The organism is Bradyrhizobium sp. NC92 (assembly GCF_025200865.1).
In the GTDB taxonomy this organism is placed as follows: Bacteria; Pseudomonadota; Alphaproteobacteria; order Rhizobiales; family Xanthobacteraceae; genus Bradyrhizobium.
In genome coordinates, this window is the sequence record NZ_CP104171.1 from 7237092 (window position 1) to 7261196 (window position 24105).

Here is a 24105-nt window from a genome sequence, read left to right on the forward strand (position 1 = left end):
GGGCCAGCTGAAGGAGAAAATGGAGGCATTTTCAATAAGATGGTTAATTGGGAACAGGAAGGCAGTTCCGCCTTTATCTATCATGACAAGTTTGTAAGCAAGGGTTGTGCAGCGCAGCGTTTCAACTTAAATAAGCACCAGAGGAGCGGCGCCAGTGCGACGCCCCGACGCGGGCGAGAAGATCATCTGCCTCGACTCAGAAGCGCGCATGTGTTTTGCTTGAACCACGAACGCTCTGGCGTAGACGGACGATTAACTGGATGACGCGAAGCTGCTACCGTCATTTGATTCGTTCTTGCAAAAGGTGAACCGTGACTATCCTGGTTGATGAAGCGTACGAAGAAGCAAATCGCCGCTCCGCAAATTGGGCGGGCGAGATGGTTCGTCGTCGTTTTGCCGAGGTTTACGGCGCTCGCGGCGAGCAGGTCCTGACTGAAATTCAGTCGCGGATGGAATCCAACATCCGCAGTGATGGACGTTCGGACCCAAAGGCGACGGACAAACTATCGCAGAAGTGATTCTGGAGTCTGCGATCGAAAAGAAAAGCCCCGGCACTCCAACCGGGGCTTTTGCGTTAATGCCAGATGATTGCACCCATCGCTTCAACGCTGACAGCGGGTGCCTTGACACCGTGTCCGCGATTAAAGAACGGACGTCTATTTCAGAGTCCCGATTAATGCCGTTGAGATCGCCCGACCCAGAACTTGGCGGTTCTCGCGGACATCCATCATAGTCACGTGGTCGCCTGGAATCGGCACGGCATGAATGGCCTTTGCACTTAGAATTCGGTCACAACCCCGCAAAGGCGAAGTTGCTTCTGGACCTAGCGAAGTTCTTCGAGAACGTGTCCGACTGCTAAGAGGCCGGTTCGCATAGAACTGGTGTATCTCAACTGAGAGGGACGGAACTTGATATAAGCGCAGCGCCTGTTGGAACTGCGTGGCCCTTTCATACGTCAGAATATCATTGCGTACATCACGCTCCGGCGTGATCGCCCCCATCTTTTGAGCCTTTTCAAGCAGTCCGGAAATTGAGCTTTGTCCAGCGAAGCGGTTGAGGATTTCGAACTTCTCGTCGTCTAGTTCAAGAGATTCCAGGAGCACTTCTTGTATCATTTGGGTGGGCGATACGCTTGATGGATGTGAAGATAGTTCAACGTCAATTAGACCGATGAATGAAACAGCCGCATCGTGATCCAGTAACTGCTGCGCAATCGCGTAGGCCAAGAATCCCCCTGATGAGTATCCAGCGAGCCGGTATGGACCTCGTGGCTGGATCTCTCTTATTGGGAGAAGGAGTTGCGAGGCTATCTCTTCAACAGTTGGAAATTGAAATGCACTGAATTGCGGCCATGGCAAAGCGTAAACAGGACAGTCGACGTCCAGTTCTTGCGCCAAACTGGGGACATAGGAGCAATCGCCCAAACCTGTGGGAACAAAGAACAGCGGCGGCTGCGATTCGGTTTCGCGAACACAAATCACTCCCGAACTGCTGGGCTGTGGCGCCAAATGAACTTTCGATGCAACTTCCTTCAGAAGGGGGGCTTGGAAGAGGTCGGCGGCGCTGAACTTGAGCCCGAGATCGACTGCGCGACTGAGCAGTTGCACCACTAGGAGCGAGTGGCCGCCCAGTTCGAAGAAATGGTCGTTGCGTCCGACCTGCTCCAGCCCGAGAAGCTCGGCCCAGATCCGTGCCAACGCCGTCTCGACTGCGCCCTGCGGCGCCTCATAGGCCGCCCGTGCATAGGCATCGTCAGCAGGCTGTGGCAGTGCCTTGCGGTCGAGCTTGCCGTTCACCGTCAGCGGCAGCACCTCAAGCCGCACGAACGCCGACGGCACCATGTAGTCCGGCAGCCGGCTACTCAAGTGCGCGCGCAAGGTGTTGGCAAGATCAGGGCCATCCACCTCATCCGATTGAGCTTCGGGCGCACACACCACATAGCCGACGAGGTGCTTGTCGCCGCGGCGATCCTGTTGCGCCACCACCACCGCCTCGCGCACCAAGGCGTGTTCGCAAAGCCGCGCCGCGATCTCGCCCGGCTCGATGCGGAAGCCGCGGATCTTCACTTGGTCGTCATTGCGGCCCAGGAACTCCAGATTGCCGTCCGGCAGATAACGCCCGAGGTCGCCGGTCCTGTACAGCCGATCGCCGTCCACAAAGGGACTGGCGATGAACCGCTCGGCCGTCAGCTCGGGGCGGTTCAGGTAACCTCGCGCCACTCCCGCACCGCCAATGTAAAGCTCGCCCACCGCCCCGAACGGCACGGGCGCGCCATGCCCGTCCAGCAGGTACACCCGCGTGTTCGCAATCGGACGGCCGATCGGGACCACTGCCCCAGCAAAATCAGCCGGACAATTCCAGGCTGTTGCGCAGACTGTTGTTTCGGTCGGGCCATAGGCGTTGACAATTGATGCCGGGGCAAGACTTTGGATCAGTTCAGCCTTCGGCAGCTCTCCAGCAAGAATGAGAACTTGTGAAGTCAAACATTCCAGATTCTTGCTTGCCTGAAGCATCGCTGGGGGTAGCGTCGCATGGGTGATGTCTTCGCTCCGGAGATAATCCGAGAGCTTGTCACTCGCTTGACGGATCTCGTCCGCAGGCAAGTGCAATGCGGCTCCAGAGCCAAACGCCATAACAAGCTCCCAAGCGCTTGCATCAAACCCAACTGAGGCGAACTGCACCACGCGCCTGTTGGAAGAAGCGCCAAAAAGACCGACCTGAGCCAACATCAAATTGACCAACCCCCGATGCTCGACCATGACGCCCTTTGAGTTTCCGGTTGAGCCTGAGGTGTAGATCACGTAGGCGAGATGACGGGATGTGAGGCCAAGCGTGCGCGGGTCGGGGTCCGAAGCCGGCCGTTCGGCCCAGACCGGCGTGGCCGTGTCCAGATCGACCACTGTTACATCGATCAGCACCTCGGGGCCGAGTGCGGCGCGTCCGGCCGCATCGCAAAGCAGCAGCCGCGGCGCGGCATCGCCCAGCACCTGGCGCAGCCGCTGAGATGGGTAGGCCGGATCCAGCGGCAGGTAGGCGCCGCCCGCTTTCAGGATCGCCAAGAGTCCCACCACCATCGCCGGGCTGCGCTCCAGGCAGATCGCCACGGGCTGATCGGGCCTTACTCCGAGTGCGATCAGATGATACGCCAGCCGGTTGGCCCGCGCGTTGAGCTCGCCATAGCTCAGGCGCTCGTCCTCGTGGACCACCGCCATCGCGTCCGGCGCCTTTTGCACCTGCGCCTCGAACAGCTCATGGATGCACTGTTCCGACGGATAGGCCGCCGCGGTCCGGTTCAACTCCTCCAGCAGGTAGCTGCGTTCGTCGGCCGGCAGGATGTCGAGCTCGCGCACCGGCGTGTTGGGGGCATGCTCCAGCGCCTGCGCCAGTTGTTCGAGCGCCCGCTGCATATAGCTGCAGAGGCGATCCGCAGAGACCGGCGCCGCCACCTGCGCCGTCAAGCCGAGCGCTTCGCCATAATCCTCCACCGACAGGGTCACGGGATAGTTGGTGCGCTCCTCGCTGCCGAGCCATTCCACGCCCGACAGGACATCATCCGGTCCGGGGCCGGGCGTGGCTGCCGGCCTGTTATGGCGGTAGTTCAACAGCGCGCTGAACAGCGGCACCGGCGCCGCAACGCCGCTGCAGCGTTGCGCCAGCGCCAGCGAGGCATGCTCGTGCGCCAAGAGCTCGGAAAGCTGCGCGTGGGTGCTGCGCACGCTCGCCGCAACCCCGGTCTCGTCCAAGGCAAGCCGCACAGGCAGGGTGTTGATGAACAGGCCCATTGTGCGGTCGGCGCCCGCACCCGCATGCATCCGGCCGAACAGCACCGTGCCGAATGTCAACGGCGCACGGAATCTCCTCAGAAGTGGCGCCGCAAAATTCCCCAGTTGGCGGGATGGCGATCAGCCGTCGACGTGATCAGCACCTCCGTCTTTTGGTGGCCGGCCCCGGCGTTTCAGGGTCGGGGGAATGGGGTTCGCGGTTGCCTGCGTTTTGTGTCGGATTGTCTCGGGAACGAGATCAGCATGTTCGCGTAGGCGATAGCTCGAGCCCTCGATTTGGATGACGACGGCGTGGTGAAGGAGGCGATCGAGCAGCGCGGTAGCGACGACGGAATCGCCGAAGATCTCTCCCCACTCGGCGAAGCCCCGGTTCGAGGTTAAGATCATAGCGCCTTTTTCATATCGGGCGTTGACGAGCTGGAAGAACAGATTGCCGCCACCGGGAGTGACCGGGAGGTAGCCGATTTCATCGACGATGAGCAGCGCGAACCGGCAGTAGTAGCGGATCCGCTCGCGCAGAGCGCCGTCACGTTCGGCCTTGGCGAGCGAAGCGACGATATCGGCGAGGGAGCTGAAGTAGACGCTGCGCCCTGCCTTAACGGCCTCCACGCCGAGAGCGAGGCTCAAATGGGTCTTGCCGGTCCCTGGTGGCCCGATGAGATGGACGGCCTCGGCCCGATTAATGAACTGCAATCCGGCGAGCGCCAGGACGCGGTTTTTGTCGAGCGACGGTTGGAAGGCGAAGTCGAAGCCGGCGAGCGTCTTTATGGCCGACAACTTGGCCATTTGAACCGCCATTTTAATGCGACGGTTCTCGCGCATCGTGAGTTCTTCGGTGAGCAAGGCATCGATGGCGTCGAGGGCGCTAATTTCGCCGCGTTCGAGGCCGCGCAGGGTGACGTCGAGGATTTCCAGGGCGCGCGGCATCTTCAGACTGACCAGGTTGGTCTTGACGCGCTCGATGACCGAGGAAGCACTCATCATACGATCTCCTGGGCTGCCAGGCGGCGGCCGACGGCCGCGTAGAAGTCAAGCGAGCGACGAACGGCGTGGTCACCGGCGCGCGTGAGGGTGATGGGTTCTGCACTGGGGCGTCGGCCGAAGCTGGCGAGCTTGCGATGTGCCGGATCGAGCCGCTTCTGGCCCCGACCTTCGAGCGGGGCATGACTTGCCACCAGCACGCTGCCCTCGAAGATGCGGATTTCGTCGGCGAGGACGTGGACGTCGAAGACCCGCCGCCGCGTCGTATCAGGCACGCTATACAGATTGCCGCCCACGCTCACCATGCCTTCGTGCGAGGCCCGTCGCTCCAGATGCAACACCGCCCGGTAGGGCGCGCTTGGCAAGGCTTGGAGTGCCGCCTTTTCCTCGGCGAAGGCCTCATTGACGACCCGATGGGTCGTGGCATGCACCCGCGGATTGGCGACAGTATCCAGCCAATGGCGGAGCTGGCCGTTGAGGTCGTCCAGATTGCGGAAGACCCCGCCGAGGAAGAAGTCCTCGCGGATGTAGCGGAATGGCCGCTCGACCTTGCCTTTTGTCTTGGGCCGATAAGGCCGGCAAGCGCGCGGCTGGAAGCCATAATGGCGAGCGAGATCGACCAGCGCGCGGTTGTAGACCACGAGCCCCTCGGCGTCCTCGCCAAGGACAGCGGTCTTCATGCGGTCGTAGAGGATCTCGCGCGGAGCGCCGCCGATCGCTTCCAGAGCGGCGATATGGCAGCGAAGCACTGTTTGCAGGTCCTGATGGACAACGAACCGCGCCCAGATCAGTCGTGAGTAGCCGAGCACCATCGAGAACAGCCAGACGATGCGCTTGGCCCCTGGCTCATCGACAAATTCGACCTCGAACCTGGCGAAGTCGACTTGCGCCTGCTCACCTGCTGGAGTTTCAAAACGCACTTGGAAGGCTGCCGGCTGGGCAGGCCGCAGCTCGCGCACGCGATCGCGGACGATGCTGTAACCGCCGACGAAGCCGCGTTCCTTGAGCTCACGCCACAGCCGCACGGCGGTGAGCGCAGGATAGGCAGCCAGCCGCTCACGCAAATAAGCTTCGAAGTGGTCGACAATTCCAGGCCGCACCGCTCGCTTTTTGTAGACCGGCGGCTCCAATCCTTTGGCGATGTAGGCCCTGACCGTCTTTCGGTCGACACCAAGTTGCCGGGCGATAGCGCTGACCGACAGACCTTGACGATGCAAATCCAGGATCATGACAAGTTCCCCAAGTTTGAGCACCGCGCCCTCCCTTTCGCCTGCAGGAGGAACGTCGGCGATTCGACGCGCCGGCCGACCGTCCAGGGCATGCCCTGGAAGGTCGGCCGTCACGAAAACTGGGGAATTTTCAAATGCCATAAGTGGGGAGAATTACTCCGCCACTCACACCGAACACCACCTGCTCGCGGCCACTGCTGCGCGCCACCACCTGTCCCCAGGCCAGATGGCACAGGCTGGCCAGGCTCACCCCGAGCCGCCGCGCCTGTTCGCGCAGCCGCTCGTTGAGCGCCTGCGGCAGCATCCGATGCGCCTCGCCGACGCCGCTGCCGTCGCCGTAGACCTCGCTTAGCCCGAACGGCATGGTCGGCTCGTCGATGTCGGCCAGCAGCCCTCGGAAGAACTCTTCATGCGCCTTGGCATCAACAGCAAGACGCGCCTGCGCCACCAGATTACGGAACGGCAGCGGCGCGGCCAGTTCATCGGCCCGCCCTGCCAGCATGGCCCGCACCTCGGCATGCATCACTTCCAGCGTCGTGTGATCCCCGATCAAATGATGCTGCAGCTCCAGCAGCAGCCAGCGCCCGCTGCCGGGATCGCGCGCGGTCACAAACCGCAACAAGGGTGCCCGGCCAAGATCGATGCGCTGCCGGCGCGGATCAAACCGGCGCCGGAGCCCATCGGCGGCGCAACCATCACAGCCATCCAGCTCGACCTCGTTCACCTGAAGCGAGGCACGACGCCACACCACCTGGGCCGGACTCGACAGTCCCTCCCACACAAACGCCGTGCGCAGGATGTCGTGCCGGTCCACCACTTGCTGAACCGCACCAAGATAGCGCTCCAACAGGTTGCGGTCGGCAAACGCCATCTGCGACACCAGCAGATAGGGATCACCCCGGCTGGCCAGCAGATGATGGAACAGGATGCCGTCCTGCAGCGGCGTCAGCGCATAAATGTCCTGGATGTTGCGGACGCCACCAGGCACCGTGGCGACGATCCGGTCGATCTCAGGCTGAGCCAGCTCGATCAGCGGCAGCATCTGCGGCGTGATCGCCGTACTCTGCTCGGTGATCAGGCTGGCAGGCACCGCCACTTCGTGAGGACGGCCAAGGCTTGCGGCAAAATCGGCCAGCACCGGCGTGGCGAACAGCGTCGACAGCGGCAGTTCGACTCCAACAGCCTGCGACAGCCGGCTCGACACCTGCACCGCTAGAAGCGAGTGGCCGCCCAGTTCGAAGAAGTGGTCGTTGCGTCCGACCCGCTCCAGCCCGAGAAGCTCGGCCCAGATCCGTGCCAACGCCGTCTCGACTGCGCCCTGCGGCGCCTCATAGGCCGCCCGTGCATAGGCATCGTCAGCCGGCGGCGGCAGCGCCTTGCGATCAAGCTTGCCGTTCACCGTCAGCGGCAGCCCCGATAGCCGCACGAACGCCGACGGCACCATGTAGTCGGGCAGCCGGCTACTCAAGTGCGCGCGCAAGGTGTTGGCAAGGTCAGGGCCATCCACCTCATCCGATTGAGCTTCGGGCGCACATACCACATAGCCGACGAGGTGCTTGTCGCCGCGGCGATCCTGTTGCGCCACCACCACCGCCTCGCGCACAAAGGCGTGCTCGCAAAGCCGCGCCGCGATCTCGCCCGGCTCGATGCGGAAGCCGCGGATCTTCACTTGGTCGTCATTGCGGCCCAGGAACTCCAGATTGCCGTCCGGCAGATAACGCCCGAGGTCGCCGGTCCTGTACAGCCGATCGCCGTCCACAAAGGGACTGGCAATGAACCGCTCGGCTGTCAGCTCGGGGCGGTTCAGATAGCCGCGCGCCACTCCCGCCCCGCCAATGTAAAGCTCGCCCACCGCCCCGAACGGCACCGGCGTGCCACAACCGTCCAGCAGGTACACCCGCGTGTTCGCAATCGGACGGCCAACGGGAGGGAACAGGGGCCAACATGATGGGTCAGCTGCAAGGTGGTGCTCGGCAATGACGCTGATTTCCGTGGACCCGTATTGATTGATCAACCTGGCCTTTGGATGTGCTTTGAAGAAAGCTCTAAGCGTTGGAGTAGCCTGCAGTTGCTCACCCGCTGTATAAACCTCACTTAAGGAGGGCAGCTTCACTTGCTGCGCGCCCCAGACCTCCGCAAAATGGTTCAATGCTACGAATGGGAGGAACAGTCGCTCGATCGCCTCCTTTTTGATGCATTCGAGCAACTCGGGGAAATGGCTACGGGTCTCTTCCCGCAGAAGCACGAGCAGTCCACCGTCTTTCCAACAAATGAACATTTCCTGACAGGACACATCGAAGTTGAGGGTAGCGAATTGAAGTGTGCATCGTTTTGACGTGCCAATCCCCGCGAGCGAATTCACAAGCGAGCCGTGGGACATTTCTACGCCCTTTGGCGTCCCAGTGGAGCCTGAGGTGTAGATCACATAGGCGAGATGGCGCGATGTGAGGCCAAGCGTGCGCGGATCGGGGTCCGAAGCCGGCCGTTCGGCCCAGACCGGGGCGGCAGTATCCAGATCGACTACGCTGACGTCGGCCACAGCCTCGGCGCCCAATGCGGTTCGACCGGCGGCATCGCAAAGCAGCAGTCGCGGCGCGGCATCATCGACAATCTGCCGCAGCCGCGCCGACGGATAAGCCGGATCGAGCGGCAAATAGGCCCCCCGGCCTTCAGGATCGCCAAAACACCAATGACCAATGCGAAGCCGCGTTTCAGGCAGATCGCCACCGGCTGGTCCGGCTTGACCCCGAGGCCGATCAGATGATGCGCCAGCCGGTTGGCCCGTGCGTTGAGTTCGCCATAGCTCAGTCTCTCGTTCTCATAAACCGCAGCCAACGCCTTCGGCGCCTTGTGCGCCTGCGCCTCGAACAGCTCATGGATGTACCGCTCCGACCGATAAGGCGTCGCCGTCCGATTCAATTCTTCCAATAGATATTTGCGTTCGTCTGCCGGGAGAATATCCGTGCGGCCGACCGGCTGCCCCGCATCGGCCATCACACCGTCTAACAAAGTCTCCAAATGCTGCGTCATGCGGCCGATCTGCTTCGGCGCAAATCGGCTGGCATCAAAATGCCAGCGGAAGCTTCCATCCAGAGCGCAAACCTCAAAGGTCAGCAAATCGCCGCATCGGGCCGAGCCAGCTTTGTGACTCGTCATCAGATCGCCGGCCACGGAACAGCTCTGTGTCGTGATTGTGATGCCAATCGGCCAGGGACGGTGCGAGTGTAGCGCCTCCACACCTCGCAACTCCGGGCAACGCGCGATAAGATCCCGGGCAAAGCTACCGTGCGCCCTCAGCTGAGCCAATTCGGCCGCTACTGTTTTGCGCACTTCTTCAAAATCATTAGCGCGCTCAATCGTCACTTCCATCGGCACGACAGAAGAGATCAACACCTCCATCACTTTGGAGGCAGCTTGCGAACCATCCGATGCAGGCGTCCATCCCAGCTGAAGCTCTCTTTCTCCGGTGATGCGGGCGAGATAGATCAGCCAAGCCGTTGCCAAGTATTCCGAGCGATCGCGTGGGGACAGTTTAGCCAAAGCACCTGGAGTGAACCACGAACTCGACTGCCATTCGGGCGGCGACACGGCCACGGACGATGACAGGAAGGGAGGACGCAATCTCCTAAACTGCCCGAGCCGCTGTCGCCAAAAATCCTCCAGAGGCGCCAGCATTTCATGGACGGCAGTTATGCTCCGCGCCTGTTCATCGCTCAAGATCGGAAGGCGACTACCTTCATCCACATTGAAGCACCTGGCGAGGGCTCGCGCGTCCAGCATCTGCCCATCGGGTTCCTCAAAGTAGACTTCGACATCCTCGGTGCCCGTCGCTACACGCCAATGGCTCGCGTGGACTTCAATCAGGGAGCCTGCCGGGCGGCCCGCGCTTCGAGCCAACACCTTCAAGTTCCCGACTTTGACGGCCTGATCGCCTATAAGAACCTTGGGCAGACACATTGGATTAAGATCATGCGGCCCAAAGCCTAGGGCCCGGGTCATCGCCGATATCTCTTGCGCGGATTGATCCCATCGCAGACAGCCTGCGGAGTCTGGGCGTCGATGTCTCGGAAAGTAGCTTCTGTCCACCAGTGCCTGCGGATGGGCTAAAAGCTCCCCGTTGTGGAGGCCAGTTAAGAGCTCGCGGAAGCCTTCGACCGCGGCTTCATGGCATTTGAGATTCAGGGTCAGTGCCGTATCGGTGGGCGCAATCAACACCTGGCGCTGAACCACGATGTCACCGGTATCAATACCGTCATCGATCAAGTGCCACGTGATGGCATATTCGGTCTCACGCGCCAGCAGCGCCCAGGACGTCACGTGCGTTCCCGCATATCGCGGCAATGGACCGTCGTGGTAATTAAAAGCACCTCGACGAACCCACTCCAATACATCCGCCGGCAGTATGAACGGATTGGCAACTGAAAAAATGAAATCTACCGGCGCGGCCTTCAAAAAAGAAGAGAACTCTTCAACGCTTGCTATAGACGGGATGTTCGAGCGAACAGCCCAATCGCGGAATACGCCGTCAGCACACAAGGCTGCACCAATGACGTGGCCCATCTCAATTGCCAGCTGCACACATCTGATAGCGAGCGTACCACTGCCGACAACGACGGCAGAGGAGATCGATCGCGCAGGTAACCTGTCCTGATCGCCTGGTTGGCAGACGCTCCCGCGCGCCGGAGATACCCGATACGACATCTTCACCGCTCCTGCAGTCAATCCATCAAGCTGGGCATTCCCACCATGGGCGTCGCGCGACGAAGCGACTCAAATCAGCCACACTGTTCGAATTTGCTTGGGATAACTGCGCCCGCCGTCGCTTGCGCAATATAAGGGGTATTGGCGGTGCCGAAGCTCTTGGACGCAGCCAAGATCTTCCCGATGTCGCGGGCAGGCCGCACGCCTCAGACATCGTCTCCGGCAGAATCGCAACTGCCATTTTAGCCTGGTCTGAGTAGAGATCATCGGACGACAGCCCCTCCGTCAACGCGCCTTCATAGAGGAGACTACGCATGTACTGTGCCAAAGGAGGAATCGTTCCTTCTCAGTATGCTGGCCCTAACACTGCTATGTCACTTATCCGACCTCGTCGGACATCGTACCAATTGAGCGCGCTATCAATCGGCCCAAGGCTTCTGGAATCTCGCCTGATGTGTTTCGGGCAAAGAAAAGAGGAGCCTAGAACGTCAAAGAGATTTTTCCGCGGCGCACCGGCTTTTCAGGTGTGACTCTCTTGAAATTCCAATAGTGCGTGATCGAGGCCAGTGACTTTCGCAGTGGACGCCTAGAGGTCGTGCTCGTTGATCGGGGGTCACAATCCAGCGGCTGCGAAGTAGTTGGCGCGTTGGCGCATGCCTGTGGCTCGAAGAGTTTGACGATTTGCCAACTCCACAGGGCGATGAACCGATCCGGGTTTGCCGGAGGCTCCAAATCCTGAGAGGATGGAGCCATGACAAGCAAGTGGCGGCGGGACGTCGATTGCGGCCAAGATCGGCTGCACACCGGAGACGCTGAATGACTGGGCCAAGAAGGCGGAAGTCGATAACGGGCAGCGGTCGGCGTTCCGACCGAGACGCTGAAGGCGCTGCAACGGGAGAACCGCGAGCTTAAGCAGGCCAAGTAGATCCTGCGCAAGGCACGCGCCTATGTTGCGATGGCGGGGCTCGACCGCCGTGTCCAAGCGATGATCGCCTTCATTGACGATCATCATGGAGCGCAGGTGGGCGAGCCGATCCAGGGTCTTGCGGAGCCCCCCTTCGGCCTACCATGCCGATCGAGCCAAGCTGTCAGCGCGCGCCCGGCGGCACGCGGCGACGAAGATCGACGTTCGGCGCGCCTTCAATCAGACTTCTCCGTGTACGGCGTGCGCAAGGTCCCAAGGTCTGGCGCCAGCTCAAGCGCAGAGATCTTCCATATTGTGCGTTCCACAGTCTCGCCATTAATGCGGGACATGGGTTTGCAAGAAACCATCCGCGGCAAGCCCGTCAAGACCAGCAGCGACAAGGCGGCGGCTTGCCAGCAGGATTCCGTCAACCGCCAGTTCCAGTCGTCACGACCGAATGCCCTTTGGCACTCCGACTTCACCTATCTCGCGACCTGGACCGGCTCCGTGTACCTCGCCTTTGTCATCGGCGCCTATGCTCAAAGCATCGTGGGCTGGCGGGCCTAGCGCACGACGAGCGCCGGCTTCGTGCTCGATGCGCTGGACCTGGAGCAGGCCCTGCGGCGGCCGGTACGTCGCGGGGCTTGTGCACCATAGCGACAGGGGCCGCCCAGAACCTCTCGATCAAATACATCGAGTGCTGCTGAAGTAGGTGCGGAGCTATCTATCGGCAATGTCGGAGATCCTATGACGACGCTCTCGCCAGAACCAACAACGGCCTTCACAAGGCCGAGGTGATCCACGGCCGGGCCATGGCGAAGCTTCGAGGCTTTCGAATTTCCACCCTAGAATGGGTCGATTGGTCAACAACCGACGGCTCCTGGAGCTTATCGCCAATATTCCTTCGGGCCGGGACAACCAACCATGGCAGCATAACTCAAACCAAATGGCCTCGAGGGCAAGCTCGGGGGTGGTTCACCTTGCTTAGTATGCCGAGCCTGCCGGGTCGTTGAGCTTGTGGCGCTCGGTTCCGTTGAGGGGCGGGTTGAAGATACTAACGAGGATCAGATCCTTGTCTCGACCCCCGCGCAGAAGATGCTTGTCATGCTTGTCTAGCACATACATGTCGCCCTTGCGAATGGGGAAGACATTGCCGTCCATGTCCTCAATCTCGCCCTCTCCGGCGATGCAGTAGCAGGCTTCGAGATGATTACGATATTGCAGAAGCGAGATGGTGTTAGCGCGCACTACGGTGTGGCAGATGCTAAAGCCCATGCCGTCCTTAGCCGTCAGGAGGCGGTGGCTAGTACCATTGCCCCAATCGACGAAGTGATCGGTCGCTTCAACATCGTGCAGGCTACGTACAATCATATTGTTTCCTTCCAGGAATACAGGTGCAAGTCACTATTGCGAAGCGCGCCGTTGTTCTGACCTAGAAGCGCGGCTTCCGCGCTCCCGAAGCGGAAAGCCTAGGGCTATTTGGACGGGGCGGGCCTGCGAGAGCCTGCTAATCCATATCCTCCACGGCCACTCGCCCATTCCTGATACGGCGGCGTCTGACCTCGCGGGAAGCCGTAGCCCAATCATGAGACGAGGGACCTCGTCGCCATGGCGGCGCGGCGGCCGCGGTAGCATCAGGATCTTGAGCAAGTTTCATCCGAACTCTTAGAAGTGAGCTGCTAGATTGTTAGGGTCGTGACGGCCCCCTCTCAAGCAACCGATGTGCCAACGACGTCCTGAAAACACTCCTGAAAAAACAATGCGCCTCTCGCCGCACTGGCTGGGATCCTGCCGTCACGCTTGCGACACCGAAGTCTTGAATGAGACACAGCTCAACACAGGACCGCGGCGGGGCAAGCTTCGCTGGGATGTGGACAATGGTGATAAATGGTCCGGAAACTCTCAAATTCTTTGCTGACATTCGCTGTTCGTACAGCAGCCAACTGGGGGCCGGTCGAAACGAGTCGGCGTCACATCAACCGCTATTCCGAAGCAATCTGTCACAGATCTAGGCAATACCTGGCAGGCTCACGGTCGGATCACCTATGATAACCAGCGTCTGCCTGTCCATCGCCACTAACTGGCGGTACAATGCGAAATCGCGCATACTTGGCTCGCCGGCGTTTATTCCGGCTATCGCATCTTGCCAGGCCGCATAAAACGCTCCGGCCTCGCGATAGACCTTCTGCAGCGCCCAACCGATCGGATTGCGCTCGTAACGTAAGTAGAGTCTATCGTACAGCGCTGAGCAAAGGACATGCGTGAGCACCTGTTTGTTGGCCGGATCCCGCAGGGTCCAGTCGAATGTGGGCTCGACATGCCCGACAAATGCGCGCAGCGGCTTTTCCGCACCAAGCAATGCACGCGGCACCGGCGCGATCGCGGCACCTGCGACGGTCGCAATCCGGTTCAGAACCGTACTTATTGTCCCGGATTCAGGCAAAAGTCCCTTGTACCGCGAGACCGAATCCGATCCCGCCGAACAGCACGCATGCGAGTACCAGATCGCACCAGACGGCTGCCACATCTGCAATTGCGTCCCGTCGACTACCTTATGGTCGATATCGACTGGGGCGCCGACCCACGATTTCAGGCGAACCTCGTCGTCGAGCGGGCCAGTCATGCCGTGACTTGTCGTGATCAAGAGTGCTGGCGACAATTCCGTAAGTGAGGCAACCAAACTCGATCCGTTGGCCGACGTGTCCGCAATCCTTCGGCGCCGAACCAGATCGTTGTTGCCATCAATCTTCTCCCAGAGTCTTCCGGCGACCGCACGAGCCATCAACCATGTAATGTCGTTCTTTCCGAGATCGACGCTCCAAACGACGGGGGCCTTCGGATCGGAAAATTGACCCTGCCAGTCGTTGATCAGTGCATCGACATAGTGATCGAGCGCAGTATCGACCAAGTCCAGGCGCCCGACGAAGAGCGACATCTGCAGCGCATATTGAAGCGCCCAGGGAAGTTGAGTGGGCGAACCATACAGCAGCAAATATTGCGGAATACAGCCCTTACTGGTTCCAACCTTAGGGGCGAGGGTCGACAAGTCGTGAAAGTTGCCGTCCGGATAATAGCGACGCAAAAAGCCTTGCCCCAAACTGCTGCGCCAACGCAATACCGGCGCGTTTGAACGCTTCTCGATCAGTCGTCTGATTGCGGGCGGCGCATCTACCGCGGTCGACCTGTCCGAGCTCGATAAATCATCATTGTCCAGCAGAACAACGCCCCAGCCTATTCGTGGGTCACTCCAGTTGCGCTCATCAATCTCTTGCGGTGCTGCCAGTTGCGCTGCTGACAGCGCAGGTACCAGCCTTTGCGACTGAGCCCAAGGCGTTCGCGATGGCAAAGCATCGCCCGCCGTCCTCTCGCCGTTCCATGCGTTGATCTGTACATCCTCGGGGCGGTTGATTTCGTCGGTCATGGTGTGACGAATTCGCCGAAGCGGTTCGGCCTGAAGTGCGGCGGAACCGAGGGTGGATTGTCGAGCAAGGCCGCGATCTGGTCGCGCACTTCCTCAGGCGTTTCCTCCTCCATCCGCCGCAGAGTTCTCGCAACGGCGAGCACCCTACTGGCGACGTCGGCCGGAAGTTGCAACGCTAGGAACGGCTTGTGAGATGCCTCGTAGAGGACCGGCAACAACCATCGCCCAAAACCTCCGGGCATCGCGCAGCAGTGATCGTGAATGATTCGACGAGCGGGGATCACAGCTGGGGCGAAATCGAATATCACCGGACCGGCCGCCGGCTCAGGAGTGAGTTTCGACCCAACGATCCGAAACAGCTCGCCGTAAAACGCTTGGGTAAAGGTCGTGGCGGCGGCTGTATCAATCGGCTCGGCCATGCCGACGGTATAGGGACAACCCTTCCTGGCCACGGTGAGCGCCATCGAGTACAGCTGATGAAGGACCTCGGCGCCGGAACAACTATTAAACACCGTAACCCAAACAGAGGAATTCAGTGCAAGGGCCTCACTCAAAGCTGTGACGGAGAGGAAGATCGACGAGGACTCCGCATTGCCGTTTGCCTCATTCGCTTCGTGATCGCTCGTCGTGGCGATCGACAATCCCTGAATGCCAAGCCGATCGATGCCGTGACAGAAGAAATGCACAAACTGTACCGGAGCGTCTCTCAGAAGGTTCGCTACTTGGGTGGCCGTGGAAGGCATCTGCTCGACGGTGATGCCGGTGTTGTGCAGCGGCCCCACTGCCGTCTTGTGTCGATACTCATCCAGCAGCGCCTGCTCGGCTAGAAAGACGGTGCACTCGATCTCGAGGCCGTTCTGTTTGTTTTCGACGATCTGATCGCAGATCGTTTTCATTTCTCGGTCGGCCTTGATCCCGGCGGCGGACAGGAAGGCAAACATGCGCAACGGACGGATGAACGCCTTCAGCGTCGAACCGATCCTGGCCGGGGCCAGCCTACTAACGGTGCACAATTCGCTCATGGCAAGGAAGCGTGGTTCTGCACCGCCATGGATCGCTTCCCAGCGGAACCGTTCCGCATCCGGTGCTTTCATGAGAAATCTCAAGGCCGCCCTTTGAGGAACCTGCTGCCCAAACATATCGGTCAGCTCCGCTTTAATCGCCGGGTGGTCCGACAAGGCTTTGTGAACCGCGGCGCCGTAAGCGGTGACATTTGCCTCCGTATCGAGCGGCGGCATTGCTGCTGCATCGAGGTCGAGCGATCTAAACTCGAGCGCATAGGGATGATTGCTTTGACTCTCGAGACAGACAATCATGTCGTTGTTGCCGCCTCCGATAATCGAAACGATCGTGTCGCGCATATGTCAGCCACCGAGCTTGCGGAGATAGTTGCCTACCACCTTGTGAATTTGCTCAAGAGTGTCGTCCGAACCCGCGATCGATTCGACGCTTTCATCGGGGGTAACCTGGGTCCGGGCGTTATCCGAGGACGAAAGCAAGACGTCTGATGCGTTGCGACGTAGTCGTTCAAGTGCCGAAAATTCACATTGGCGCTGCAGCGACGTTGCCCAACTCGGCGCCTGCTTCATCTCATAGTCCGGGATGCCGTGAGTATCAGATGACATGTGGGGCGGTGTCCGATCTGCGATTGAGGCGGAGTGGAAAATGGATGCATTGGCCTTCAAGGCTGGAAGCGGCGAGGATATATGGAGGCTCTCGTACGCATCGACATAGTTGGGCGGGCAATATAGAAAACCATCGACCATAGAAGGCGCTGGCGCAGAGTTGGGTGCAAACAGGAACGAACAGGCGGCTCGCAAGGATGCAATTTGCTGGGAACTGCCGAGCGGTTGATAGAGCACCGCAGTGGGACGGGTGTGCGCGAGTGCGTCAGCGGCCAAGGCCAACGTTGGTCTGGCGGCGCCCGAAGGCGAATTTGAAAACAATGCCGCCCAAGCGCCGGCTCGTGTTACGATTGCGGCGAGATCCATCGCATCGACATATGAGTAAGACTCATATTTCTCATTCGGCGCGATCGAATTTGACATCCTGAGGGCGGGTCCGAATTCAGTCATGCCGGAATTGCAGACGAAGAAGATCGCATCGAGGCTTCGCGTGCCGAGTGCTGCCTTCATCCAGACCCACCAGAGCGATTGGAACGGTGGCTCGATGGGCCCCTGCGAGAATACTGCCGCGCTGGTGGGCGCAAACATGGGGTCATGGATTCTCAACCGTTTGTCATAGCCATCCTTTTCCAATAACCGATGCCAAAAGCTGGCGGTGAACAAGTGCACCCTGCTTTGGGCTCGCGGGGAAGCGGATAAGATGGTCTCTACGATCTGGTTGAGGAGCGTTTGAACGTTGGTCAGAGGCGCGCTTCGATCAGGGTCGAACCAAATCGCAAGTTCGAGAACATCACGGTCTTCGCATGGGCGTTCGAGAAGATCGGGAAAGCGCAGCACCGGGCGTTCCAAGGTTTCGGTCAGCGCCCTCTCCCACGGGAGTACGGATACATAGCCGTGGGGCTTGGCAAAACGAAGCCAGAGCGGCAGATCCTTGGCATCGCCTTTCAGGCTGTTCTTGATACCGCTGGTGATCTGCGGCCACAAATTCAGATCCGGCGCCGCATCGGTCTCGATGCTACTAGGTACACCCAGCTCTCGAGCAGGAATCTGCCAGCTCTCAGTCGACCCCGCCGTTTGAACGCCGCGGATCAATAGCAATTCAATCTGAGGGCTGGCTTCCCAGAACGTCAGCGTGACCTGCAATATGATCAACGGTGGAGATGATGACTGTCCGGACATGAACGCTCTCGTCGACTAAGGCCGTTCGTCGTTTCAACGCGACATCTGCTCCCGCAGTAACCAGGCGGTCGAAGGATTTGCGATGCCGCCATGGGCATCGATCCGATTGCCTGCCGAGCCGTCGAAGCCGACAATGGGCGCATTCGGGTAATCCACATGTTCACCCGGCAGGGGAATGGGATCTACCAACTGCTCGGCGGCATCCCGGGGGCCATAGCCGCCCAGCGCCGCGTAAACGCTCGGCGGCGAGCCTGCCGTTGTCGGTGGTGCAGCAATTTGCAATTCGCCAAGATCCTTCTGCCTCAGCAAGGCAAGATGATAGATGGCGTGTAGAGGAATGTCCGCTGCACTGTAGGTGGAAAAGATTGGAGTTTCGACGAGATCGAAGGCGTCTCGATATCCACCCGGGGCATCGCGTCCGGGTATGTGGGTCGCAAAGCTGAGGTAGGAAATGGCGGGCTGCAGGAGAAGCAGCGACTTCATCCTGCGGGTCGGTCTTGAACCTGCCACGAGGGCCGACAGCATGACTTTGCATCCGAACGAATGCCCGACTCCGTGAATCGGCGCCGGACAACCAGTGAGCATTTCTCTCAGCAGAGTGGCGATGCCGTTTGCGCCGACCTTGCCGGCGCGATCCTTCATAATGTAAAGCGACGCCATCCGTATCGCGTTGCGGGGATCAAGATATTCGAGACCTCCGGCGGCCCTTATCCTGCCGCGCCCACTTCCATCGACGGTCCCGATCGCGTCGATGTCGTCGTCAGTCGATGCTTCTCCTTCGCTTGCAAGCTGGATGTCCTTGATTGCAGCGAGGATGTTGTCCTCGTTGGCCTGGGCTTCCTTGACGCCTTCGGGCTGGTCAGGGATGATGATGGGTTTAACCAGACGCGCCAGTTCTCGCGCCTCCGTTAGGTCGATCTTGTTGACTTCCAGCAACTCATATAGGCGCGCGCGATCGGCTGTCGATGGAAGCAGGCCGGCGACTTCCTGCAATACTGCTTCATTTGTCAACATCTGCAGATCGCTAGCGGCCGCCATCTGTGGTCCGGGCTCGGACGGCAGCCAGATACTTGGCCAGCTCACGCCGACGAAAATAGCAGGTCCGTGACCGATGGGATGAGCCGCTATGACCCGCTCGAAATCGCTCAGGAATCGTCGATATAGGTCGACTGCGTCGGCGAAGTCGTTGTTCCAGCCGTGCGAGAAAAAGATGATTGGCTGTTGTCTATCGGCAATTCTCGTCAGCAGCGCATCGCGAGTCTTCGGAGAAGTGCATGCGCCATCCTTGTCAAACCGTATGAGCCAGCTTTCCATCGCTATTCCTGGCAATGGATATGGACCGGGAGGACGGACAGCAGCCATTTTCTACTCCGCTTATTCAGACAAAACGCTTGGCGCTACCTCTCCAATTGTGGCTTCCAAATTGCCCCGCATGCGAAACGCCCATTCGCTGGTTACTAGCTCCTAACGAGCCTTCACGAATTGAATAATAGGACGTGTGCAAGGGCAAGCTGTGAACTGGGTCACACTCTATCCGTTATTTTAACCTACCCTTGGTTGCGGCGCTGCATTCCGGATGTCACAGGGCTTCGGCTCGTTGGTACAATGCCAAGATTTCGTCGTTTGAGATCGACGCCGTCAGTGTCGTCGGCTGTCAAAAACGTTTCCGGCGCGGCAATATTGCTTACCAATTCAGTTGGCTGAAACTCGGCACCGACCGTGCAGGAACACTTACGAAAGTGATCCAAAATTCTGTATTCCGCGGTGCCGCTGCTCCGGCTCCCGCTCGCCTGAGGTCTGAATGGCGGTACCCATCCCCTCGGCTGGCACCCGGGAGTGAGGGACCCACCCGGCGGCCTGGATCGCAGCTCGCACTTGATCGTGCGTGTCCGCCACAAACTGGAGTTTGCCGGCGAGCAGAAGGGAGGACATAACATTTGCGGGATACTGCCCACTGATCAATCTGTGCCAGCTCATGCTTCCAACAGGTGCCCCGTTTTGGTTTGACGCCAGAAAGGCGAGTGGACCCCCGCTGAAGGCAATCCGGGTCGCGCCGGCTTTCCACTTGGGGGCAACGTTTTTCAGGCGAGCGATGTTCGGGTTTCCGGCCGCCCAAGCACTTGCGCCCTGAGGCAGCCGCTTGGTGTATTTCGGTGAACAAGGAGTTCGAACTACACGACTGCCACCGCCGCCTTCTAGTGAAGGCAAATAAAACTTGGAGTATCGTGAGACAGTCCAAAGTGCCAAAGTAATCAGGGGCCTCCTCTCGATGGGGGCACTCAACCCAATCGTCCAGCGACATCCGATCAGCGCAATCCCCAGACCGTCATTCTTCATGAAGGAGATCGCCAGGTTCAAGCATGAGTGCGTATCCCTCTTCACGCTCGCCTGGAGCCAAGGAAAGCACATGCCGTCCTACTCGGGGAGACGAGCTGCCAAGTTAGCGGTTCAGCTACAGCCGATCTTAGAATATTCCCACTCGCGGGAGTACTTTTTCTGACCGGTTCGGTCGAGGCCGGTTAGCGCAACAATAAAGGACAACCTGGTGCGCCACCCAGGGACGCATCCGCGCGAACTCAGATTCGAGAGGGCTAGCAAAGCAAGGGCTTCGCGCACCACACGTGGACAACTTGGCCTGGATTTCACATCGCGATGTGCTGGAAAGTAGTCCGCCTGCAGTTGATCCATAATCGGCGAGTTGGATTCAGTCGCCCACAGGTACCAGGTCTCAGTAACCTGGACCGCGAAGTAGTTGCGGCGCTGACAGAAATGCCATGGCCCGAGTTGCCGCGGGTTTTCCTCGCAGAGGAAGGATGCAGCTTTTCGTTGCTCGCGCCGTATTTCGCGCAGATTTTCCCCGCGGCTCTGCACATCTCCGAAAGCGGAAAGGCCTGGTCGCTCGGCACAGCACCGAGAAGTGTGAGCAACTAGTCGAGTGGATTGCAAAATCGTCCGCGCACGCCTATCGATGGAAAATATTGCTGGTCTGATTTGGACGAAAACTTTGCCTGGGCCCGTGGATAGCCAAGCCGAAACGTCGGCCTTTGACGCCTGGAAGGATGGAGCGCGAGAGCTTGCCGAGCGGCAGGAGCTGATCACGAATGCCAGTCGGGATGAGCTCAGGAAAGCGCTGATCGAGCTCGACATGTTGTTTAGGAATGCTCCGGGAAGCGTGCATAAGGCCTATCGGAATCTCACGGAAAAGCGAATCGAAGAGGCACGAGAGAGCTTCGCCTCCTCAATAGGAGACGGCCATCTCTCGTGGTCGTTGTCCGATGAGACGCCTGAGCTGGCGGCGTCAACGATGGGCGGCCTCATACGGGAAATCGACAGGGTGCTTGCTGAGCGGCGCTCGCAGTGGCCGATTGCGCCGAGTGAGTGGCACCTCGAGCAGCTTGGATGCTGGTTCATTCCGCGGCAAGGCGTGAGCGCATTACGCCCAGCTCGAAGGCTTCAGGCCTACTCGAAGCGGGGCCTACTCTTTCATCGGATATTGCCGGCAGTGATCCAGGGCTACCCTGTCCATGTCGTGGATACTCGCACGCTGCATACGACGGCTGCGAATGCGAGCAGGTGGAAGATGGGTGCTTGCCTGTTCAAGGCCCTAGAGCTCAAGCCAGAGTTTTTCTCCATAGCAGGCGATAAGCGTTTCAGGGTCGCCAGCGTTGAAGCGCCGTCAGCAGAGGACGCAATTTCTGAGCAGATTACTCAGGCCCTGAAGGAGAACTGCATCGCGGTTGTGTGGCCGGAGTTAGCTGTCTCGCCGGACCTGCGTGCAAAGATCGTGGAGCTCATTCGAGACCGGGATGTTACGGACGAGCTCGAAGCGCCCGAAATTCTGGTTCCAGGGACTTGGCATGAAAAGACCGCCCACGGCACCGTCAACCGAGCTCGGATCTACGACGGTTACGGGGAGGAGCGCCTGACCTACGACAAGATCGCACCGTACGCCGACGATGGTTGGGGCATGGAAAATATCGTCGCGGGCGACCGGGTATGTGTCCTTGCCACGGAAGGCGCATTGATCGGTGTCGCCATTTGCCTGGATTTTTGTGACGTGTGCCAGACGCCTTTTAGTGAGCTCGACGTCGACGTCATGCTCGTCCCGTCGATGGGTAACGACCGCACAATGCAGGGCCACCAGACCACCGCGGCGCAAGTTGAGGTGAGGTTCGGTACCCGCAGCTTTGTGGTGCAGCATCCGACCCAGACGACGTTCGCGGATCACCGCATAGGTACCATATTACCCCTGCTAAAACAGCCCAACGCGATTTCACCCGGGGAACTCGGCCAAAAAACCGTTTGGGCTGCTTACAAATGGGGCTCTTGAAAACTGGATTTAGGGACTAAAATCAGAGTAAAGCGTTGTAAAGCGTCATTAACTGTTTTCGGTGTAGGGCTAGCCCATGTCGGATCTGGCATTGGAAAAAGTAGAGACGGGCGAAGCGACGGCGAGCGAAGCCAGGCATGTCATTTCCGAGCTCCTCAAAGACGGCTCTGAGAAAAGCCTGGAGCGCCTCTACGCCACTCTGGGAGCGTGGGTTTGGAGCACCCTGGAGAGCCGCCGGCGTGACCCAGAGCTACGGGAATGGTTCGATATCCTGCGACGGATAAGCGCAACGCTTGGCGCACGGAATGCTGCCTATGCGGAACGCTTCAGAGCATTCTATGATCTTCTGCACATGTCGATAAACACGTCCAAGCTCGCACGCCCGAGCGAGATCCTGCATCGTCAGCACGTCCTGCCAATACTTCGATTGCTCCGCGACGCGCCGTCGGGACAGATGGAGAAGGCGGCGATCGCCAAGAGGCTCGATCTGCGAGACGCCAATCTCAGCAGGATTCTCCGCCTGATGACCAATGCGCGGTTTGTCGAACGGACAACCCAAGGCAAATTCGCCGTTTTTGCGCTGACCCGTGACGGCTTGCTCGAGTTGGAAAGGCGCGAAACGAAGAACCGGGAACGGTTACCCGCGCAGGTGCGAGAAACATTCGCGCGCGTCGGAGCTGCTCATCCTCAGCACCTTGTAGCGGAGGCGGATGTTCTTCGGAATTTCTTCAACCTGGCGATTCACGGCTCAGTGCACACGCAAGATTTCGCCGGGCTACATTCCGCGGGGCCACGGCACGCGAGTGCTGCAGGCATTCGTCGCGCGATTGAGGATTATTTGCTGCATTTCCATGGGCCAACACCGTCAGCGCCTGGATATTTGAAGGCTCCGACGAAAAACTCGTATCAAGGCTTTTCAGTCATGGTTGTGCAGGCAAAAAAGGCCGAGGTTCATGGCTTCTACACGACTGAGGCGGCGAGCAATCCGAAAACAGCCTCGTTCCCCGCGGGGATACTGCATCCATACGGCGAGGAGAGCGAACATGTCGAATGAAGATGATCTTGGTGCTTTGAGCTCAGATGAGCCGCACAGCGACGCAGATGCGGTCGTGCTATACGGAAGCGCCCTCGTCGATCGGCTCACCTACATATCATCAACCTTCAGCTCGCTGGTCATGAGTGTAGGCAGAGCTGCACGTGATAACAGCGAAGTCCTCGTCCCATTCGTCGAGGTGAAGTTCGAGGGCCCCAGCGGTCAGGACGACACTGTTTCGAAGAGCTTCTTCTCGGAGCTAGTGCCCCTCGAAAATATAGCATTCGTTCTCGAGGACATATCGAACGATCTCACGACTATTTGCCATCACTTCAGCGCGGTGGCCGCCGGCCCAGTGAAACCTGACTTCAAGCGGCTTGGCGAGACGCAAAAGCTGTTGAACGAAGCCAAGGTCAACCTCGAAAGATGCCTGGCCGATTTGGAAAAAATCGGCTGAGAGCCCCTTGAGATCCAAATCACTGATCACATCGAAGCCCCCGCCGGCGAACGAAACTTGCTCCATTGTCGCGTCCTTGCGTGATGGTCCCCCCGCGCGCTCGTTCTCAAGCGAGCTAGGTATTCCGATTATGAGAGACGGCTCTTTGTTGTCCTGTGGACAATAAGAACATCCGACGATCCCCCGTGGTCGTCCTTTATTTTCAAGATCCTGCCGACGAAGTGTGTTCTGGGACTGATGCGCAGGGTGCGCGGATACGCCGAAAAATGCTGCATCGGTCGCGAGAAACGCAGCTGATCGGGACTGGGCATCGGCCACCAGAGATGGACGCAGTTCGGTTGGCTAAAAGCTTCGAGCTTGCAAAAACGAGCGAATACCGACCGCTGATCGGAGCTGGCAACGAACGCGCGCGCCGTCTCGGACCATGCAGGCCGAACTGAGAGAGCCGGGCCCTCGTTCTTCG

Annotated in this window: 14 protein-coding genes, 1 pseudogene and 1 other annotated feature; of the genes and pseudogenes, 5 read left to right on the forward strand and 10 right to left on the reverse strand. The window is 59.4% G+C overall.

What is annotated here, in order from left to right; genetic code table 11:
• Nucleotides 1-311 precede the first annotated feature (311 nt).
• Entirely contained in the window at nucleotides 312-518 is a 207-nt protein-coding gene (locus N2602_RS33715; protein ID WP_157287949.1) for a hypothetical protein, read from the forward strand.
• Between the two features lie 138 nt (nucleotides 519-656).
• Here N2602_RS33715 and N2602_RS33720 read toward each other — a convergent pair whose 3' ends face one another.
• From N2602_RS33720 to N2602_RS39115, 5 genes and pseudogenes are all read right to left on the reverse strand, one after another.
• On the reverse strand, nucleotides 657-3842 hold the full coding sequence (locus tag N2602_RS33720; protein WP_260380808.1) for an amino acid adenylation domain-containing protein: 3186 nt from the start codon (nucleotides 3840-3842) through the stop codon (nucleotides 657-659).
• A gap of 60 nt (nucleotides 3843-3902) precedes the next feature.
• On the reverse strand, nucleotides 3903-4766 hold the full coding sequence (gene istB / locus N2602_RS33725) for an IS21-like element helper ATPase IstB (protein WP_407120139.1): 864 nt from the start codon (nucleotides 4764-4766) through the stop codon (nucleotides 3903-3905).
• Entirely contained in the window at nucleotides 4763-6016 is a 1254-nt protein-coding gene (gene istA / locus N2602_RS33730) for an IS21 family transposase (protein ID WP_260380783.1), read from the reverse strand. Before istA ends, istB begins: the two co-directional genes overlap by 4 nt.
• A gap of 106 nt (nucleotides 6017-6122) precedes the next feature.
• Nucleotides 6123-7034 (reverse strand): condensation domain-containing protein, encoded by a 912-nt coding sequence (locus N2602_RS39110; RefSeq protein ID WP_409241939.1) that lies wholly within the window; start codon nucleotides 7032-7034, stop codon nucleotides 6123-6125.
• A gap of 35 nt (nucleotides 7035-7069) precedes the next feature.
• Nucleotides 7070-10693, reverse strand: a pseudogene (locus N2602_RS39115) (non-ribosomal peptide synthetase); the annotation flags it as partial.
• A gap of 942 nt (nucleotides 10694-11635) precedes the next feature.
• Nucleotides 11636-11751: a sequence feature (AL1L pseudoknot), on the forward strand.
• Here N2602_RS39115 and N2602_RS33745 point away from each other — a divergent pair.
• Nucleotides 11679-12164: a hypothetical protein gene (locus tag N2602_RS33745; RefSeq protein WP_260380810.1), complete on the forward strand. Its 486-nt coding sequence runs from the start codon at nucleotides 11679-11681 to the stop codon at nucleotides 12162-12164. Its footprint overlaps the feature before it by 73 nt.
• A 417-nt stretch (nucleotides 12165-12581) precedes the next feature.
• On the opposite strand, the gene N2602_RS33750 is transcribed toward N2602_RS33745, so the two are convergent.
• From N2602_RS33750 to N2602_RS33770, 5 genes are all read right to left on the reverse strand, one after another.
• On the reverse strand, nucleotides 12582-12968 hold the full coding sequence (locus N2602_RS33750; RefSeq protein WP_128266618.1) for an ectoine synthase: 387 nt from the start codon (nucleotides 12966-12968) through the stop codon (nucleotides 12582-12584).
• A 637-nt stretch (nucleotides 12969-13605) separates the two neighbouring features.
• A complete protein-coding gene (locus tag N2602_RS33755; RefSeq protein ID WP_260380811.1) occupies nucleotides 13606-15018 on the reverse strand; it encodes a hypothetical protein in 1413 nt (470 codons plus the stop codon).
• Nucleotides 15015-16379 (reverse strand): CHAT domain-containing protein, encoded by a 1365-nt coding sequence (locus N2602_RS33760; RefSeq protein ID WP_260380812.1) that lies wholly within the window; start codon nucleotides 16377-16379, stop codon nucleotides 15015-15017. Before N2602_RS33760 ends, N2602_RS33755 begins: the two co-directional genes overlap by 4 nt.
• A gap of 3 nt (nucleotides 16380-16382) precedes the next feature.
• The gene (locus N2602_RS33765; protein WP_128266615.1) at nucleotides 16383-17822 is read right to left on the reverse strand and encodes a hypothetical protein; all 1440 of its coding nucleotides are present in this window, start codon (nucleotides 17820-17822) and stop codon (nucleotides 16383-16385) included.
• 33 nt (nucleotides 17823-17855) lie between these two features.
• Nucleotides 17856-19136: a hypothetical protein gene (locus tag N2602_RS33770; RefSeq protein WP_260380813.1), complete on the reverse strand. Its 1281-nt coding sequence runs from the start codon at nucleotides 19134-19136 to the stop codon at nucleotides 17856-17858.
• 1654 nt (nucleotides 19137-20790) lie between these two features.
• On the opposite strand from N2602_RS33770, the gene N2602_RS33775 reads away from it, so the two are divergent.
• The 3 genes from N2602_RS33775 to N2602_RS33785 all read left to right on the forward strand — a co-directional run bounded on the left by N2602_RS33775 (nucleotide 20791) and on the right by N2602_RS33785 (nucleotide 23642).
• Nucleotides 20791-22152 (forward strand): hypothetical protein, encoded by a 1362-nt coding sequence (locus N2602_RS33775; RefSeq protein WP_128266613.1) that lies wholly within the window; start codon nucleotides 20791-20793, stop codon nucleotides 22150-22152.
• A 76-nt stretch (nucleotides 22153-22228) separates the two neighbouring features.
• Nucleotides 22229-23206 carry a helix-turn-helix domain-containing protein gene (locus N2602_RS33780; RefSeq protein WP_260380814.1) on the forward strand — a complete coding sequence of 326 codons (978 nt, stop codon included), beginning with the start codon at nucleotides 22229-22231 and terminating at the stop codon, nucleotides 23204-23206.
• Entirely contained in the window at nucleotides 23196-23642 is a 447-nt protein-coding gene (locus N2602_RS33785) for a hypothetical protein (protein ID WP_128266611.1), read from the forward strand. The genes N2602_RS33780 and N2602_RS33785 overlap by 11 nt, the downstream gene beginning before the upstream one ends.
• Nucleotides 23643-24105: the final 463 nt, after the last annotated feature.

Bases quoted from the DNA above. Each gene is read 5' to 3' on its own strand.
- N2602_RS33765 (WP_128266615.1), bottom strand. From the start codon at position 17,822: ATGTCCGGACAGTCATCATCTCCACCGTTGATCATATTGCAGGTCACG.
- N2602_RS33775 (WP_128266613.1), top strand. From the start codon at position 20,791: ATGGAAAATATTGCTGGTCTGATTTGGACGAAAACTTTGCCTGGGCCC.
- N2602_RS33745 (WP_260380810.1), top strand. From the start codon at position 11,679: ATGATCGCCTTCATTGACGATCATCATGGAGCGCAGGTGGGCGAGCCG.
- N2602_RS33755 (WP_260380811.1), bottom strand. From the start codon at position 15,018: ATGACCGACGAAATCAACCGCCCCGAGGATGTACAGATCAACGCATGG.
- N2602_RS33785 (WP_128266611.1), top strand. From the start codon at position 23,196: ATGTCGAATGAAGATGATCTTGGTGCTTTGAGCTCAGATGAGCCGCAC.
- N2602_RS33770 (WP_260380813.1), bottom strand. From the start codon at position 19,136: ATGGAAAGCTGGCTCATACGGTTTGACAAGGATGGCGCATGCACTTCT.
- istB (WP_407120139.1), bottom strand. From the start codon at position 4,766: ATGATGAGTGCTTCCTCGGTCATCGAGCGCGTCAAGACCAACCTGGTC.
- N2602_RS33750 (WP_128266618.1), bottom strand. From the start codon at position 12,968: ATGATTGTACGTAGCCTGCACGATGTTGAAGCGACCGATCACTTCGTC.
- N2602_RS39110 (WP_409241939.1), bottom strand. From the start codon at position 7,034: ATGCTGCCGCTGATCGAGCTGGCTCAGCCTGAGATCGACCGGATCGTC.
- N2602_RS33780 (WP_260380814.1), top strand. From the start codon at position 22,229: ATGTCGGATCTGGCATTGGAAAAAGTAGAGACGGGCGAAGCGACGGCG.
- N2602_RS33760 (WP_260380812.1), bottom strand. From the start codon at position 16,379: ATGCGCGACACGATCGTTTCGATTATCGGAGGCGGCAACAACGACATG.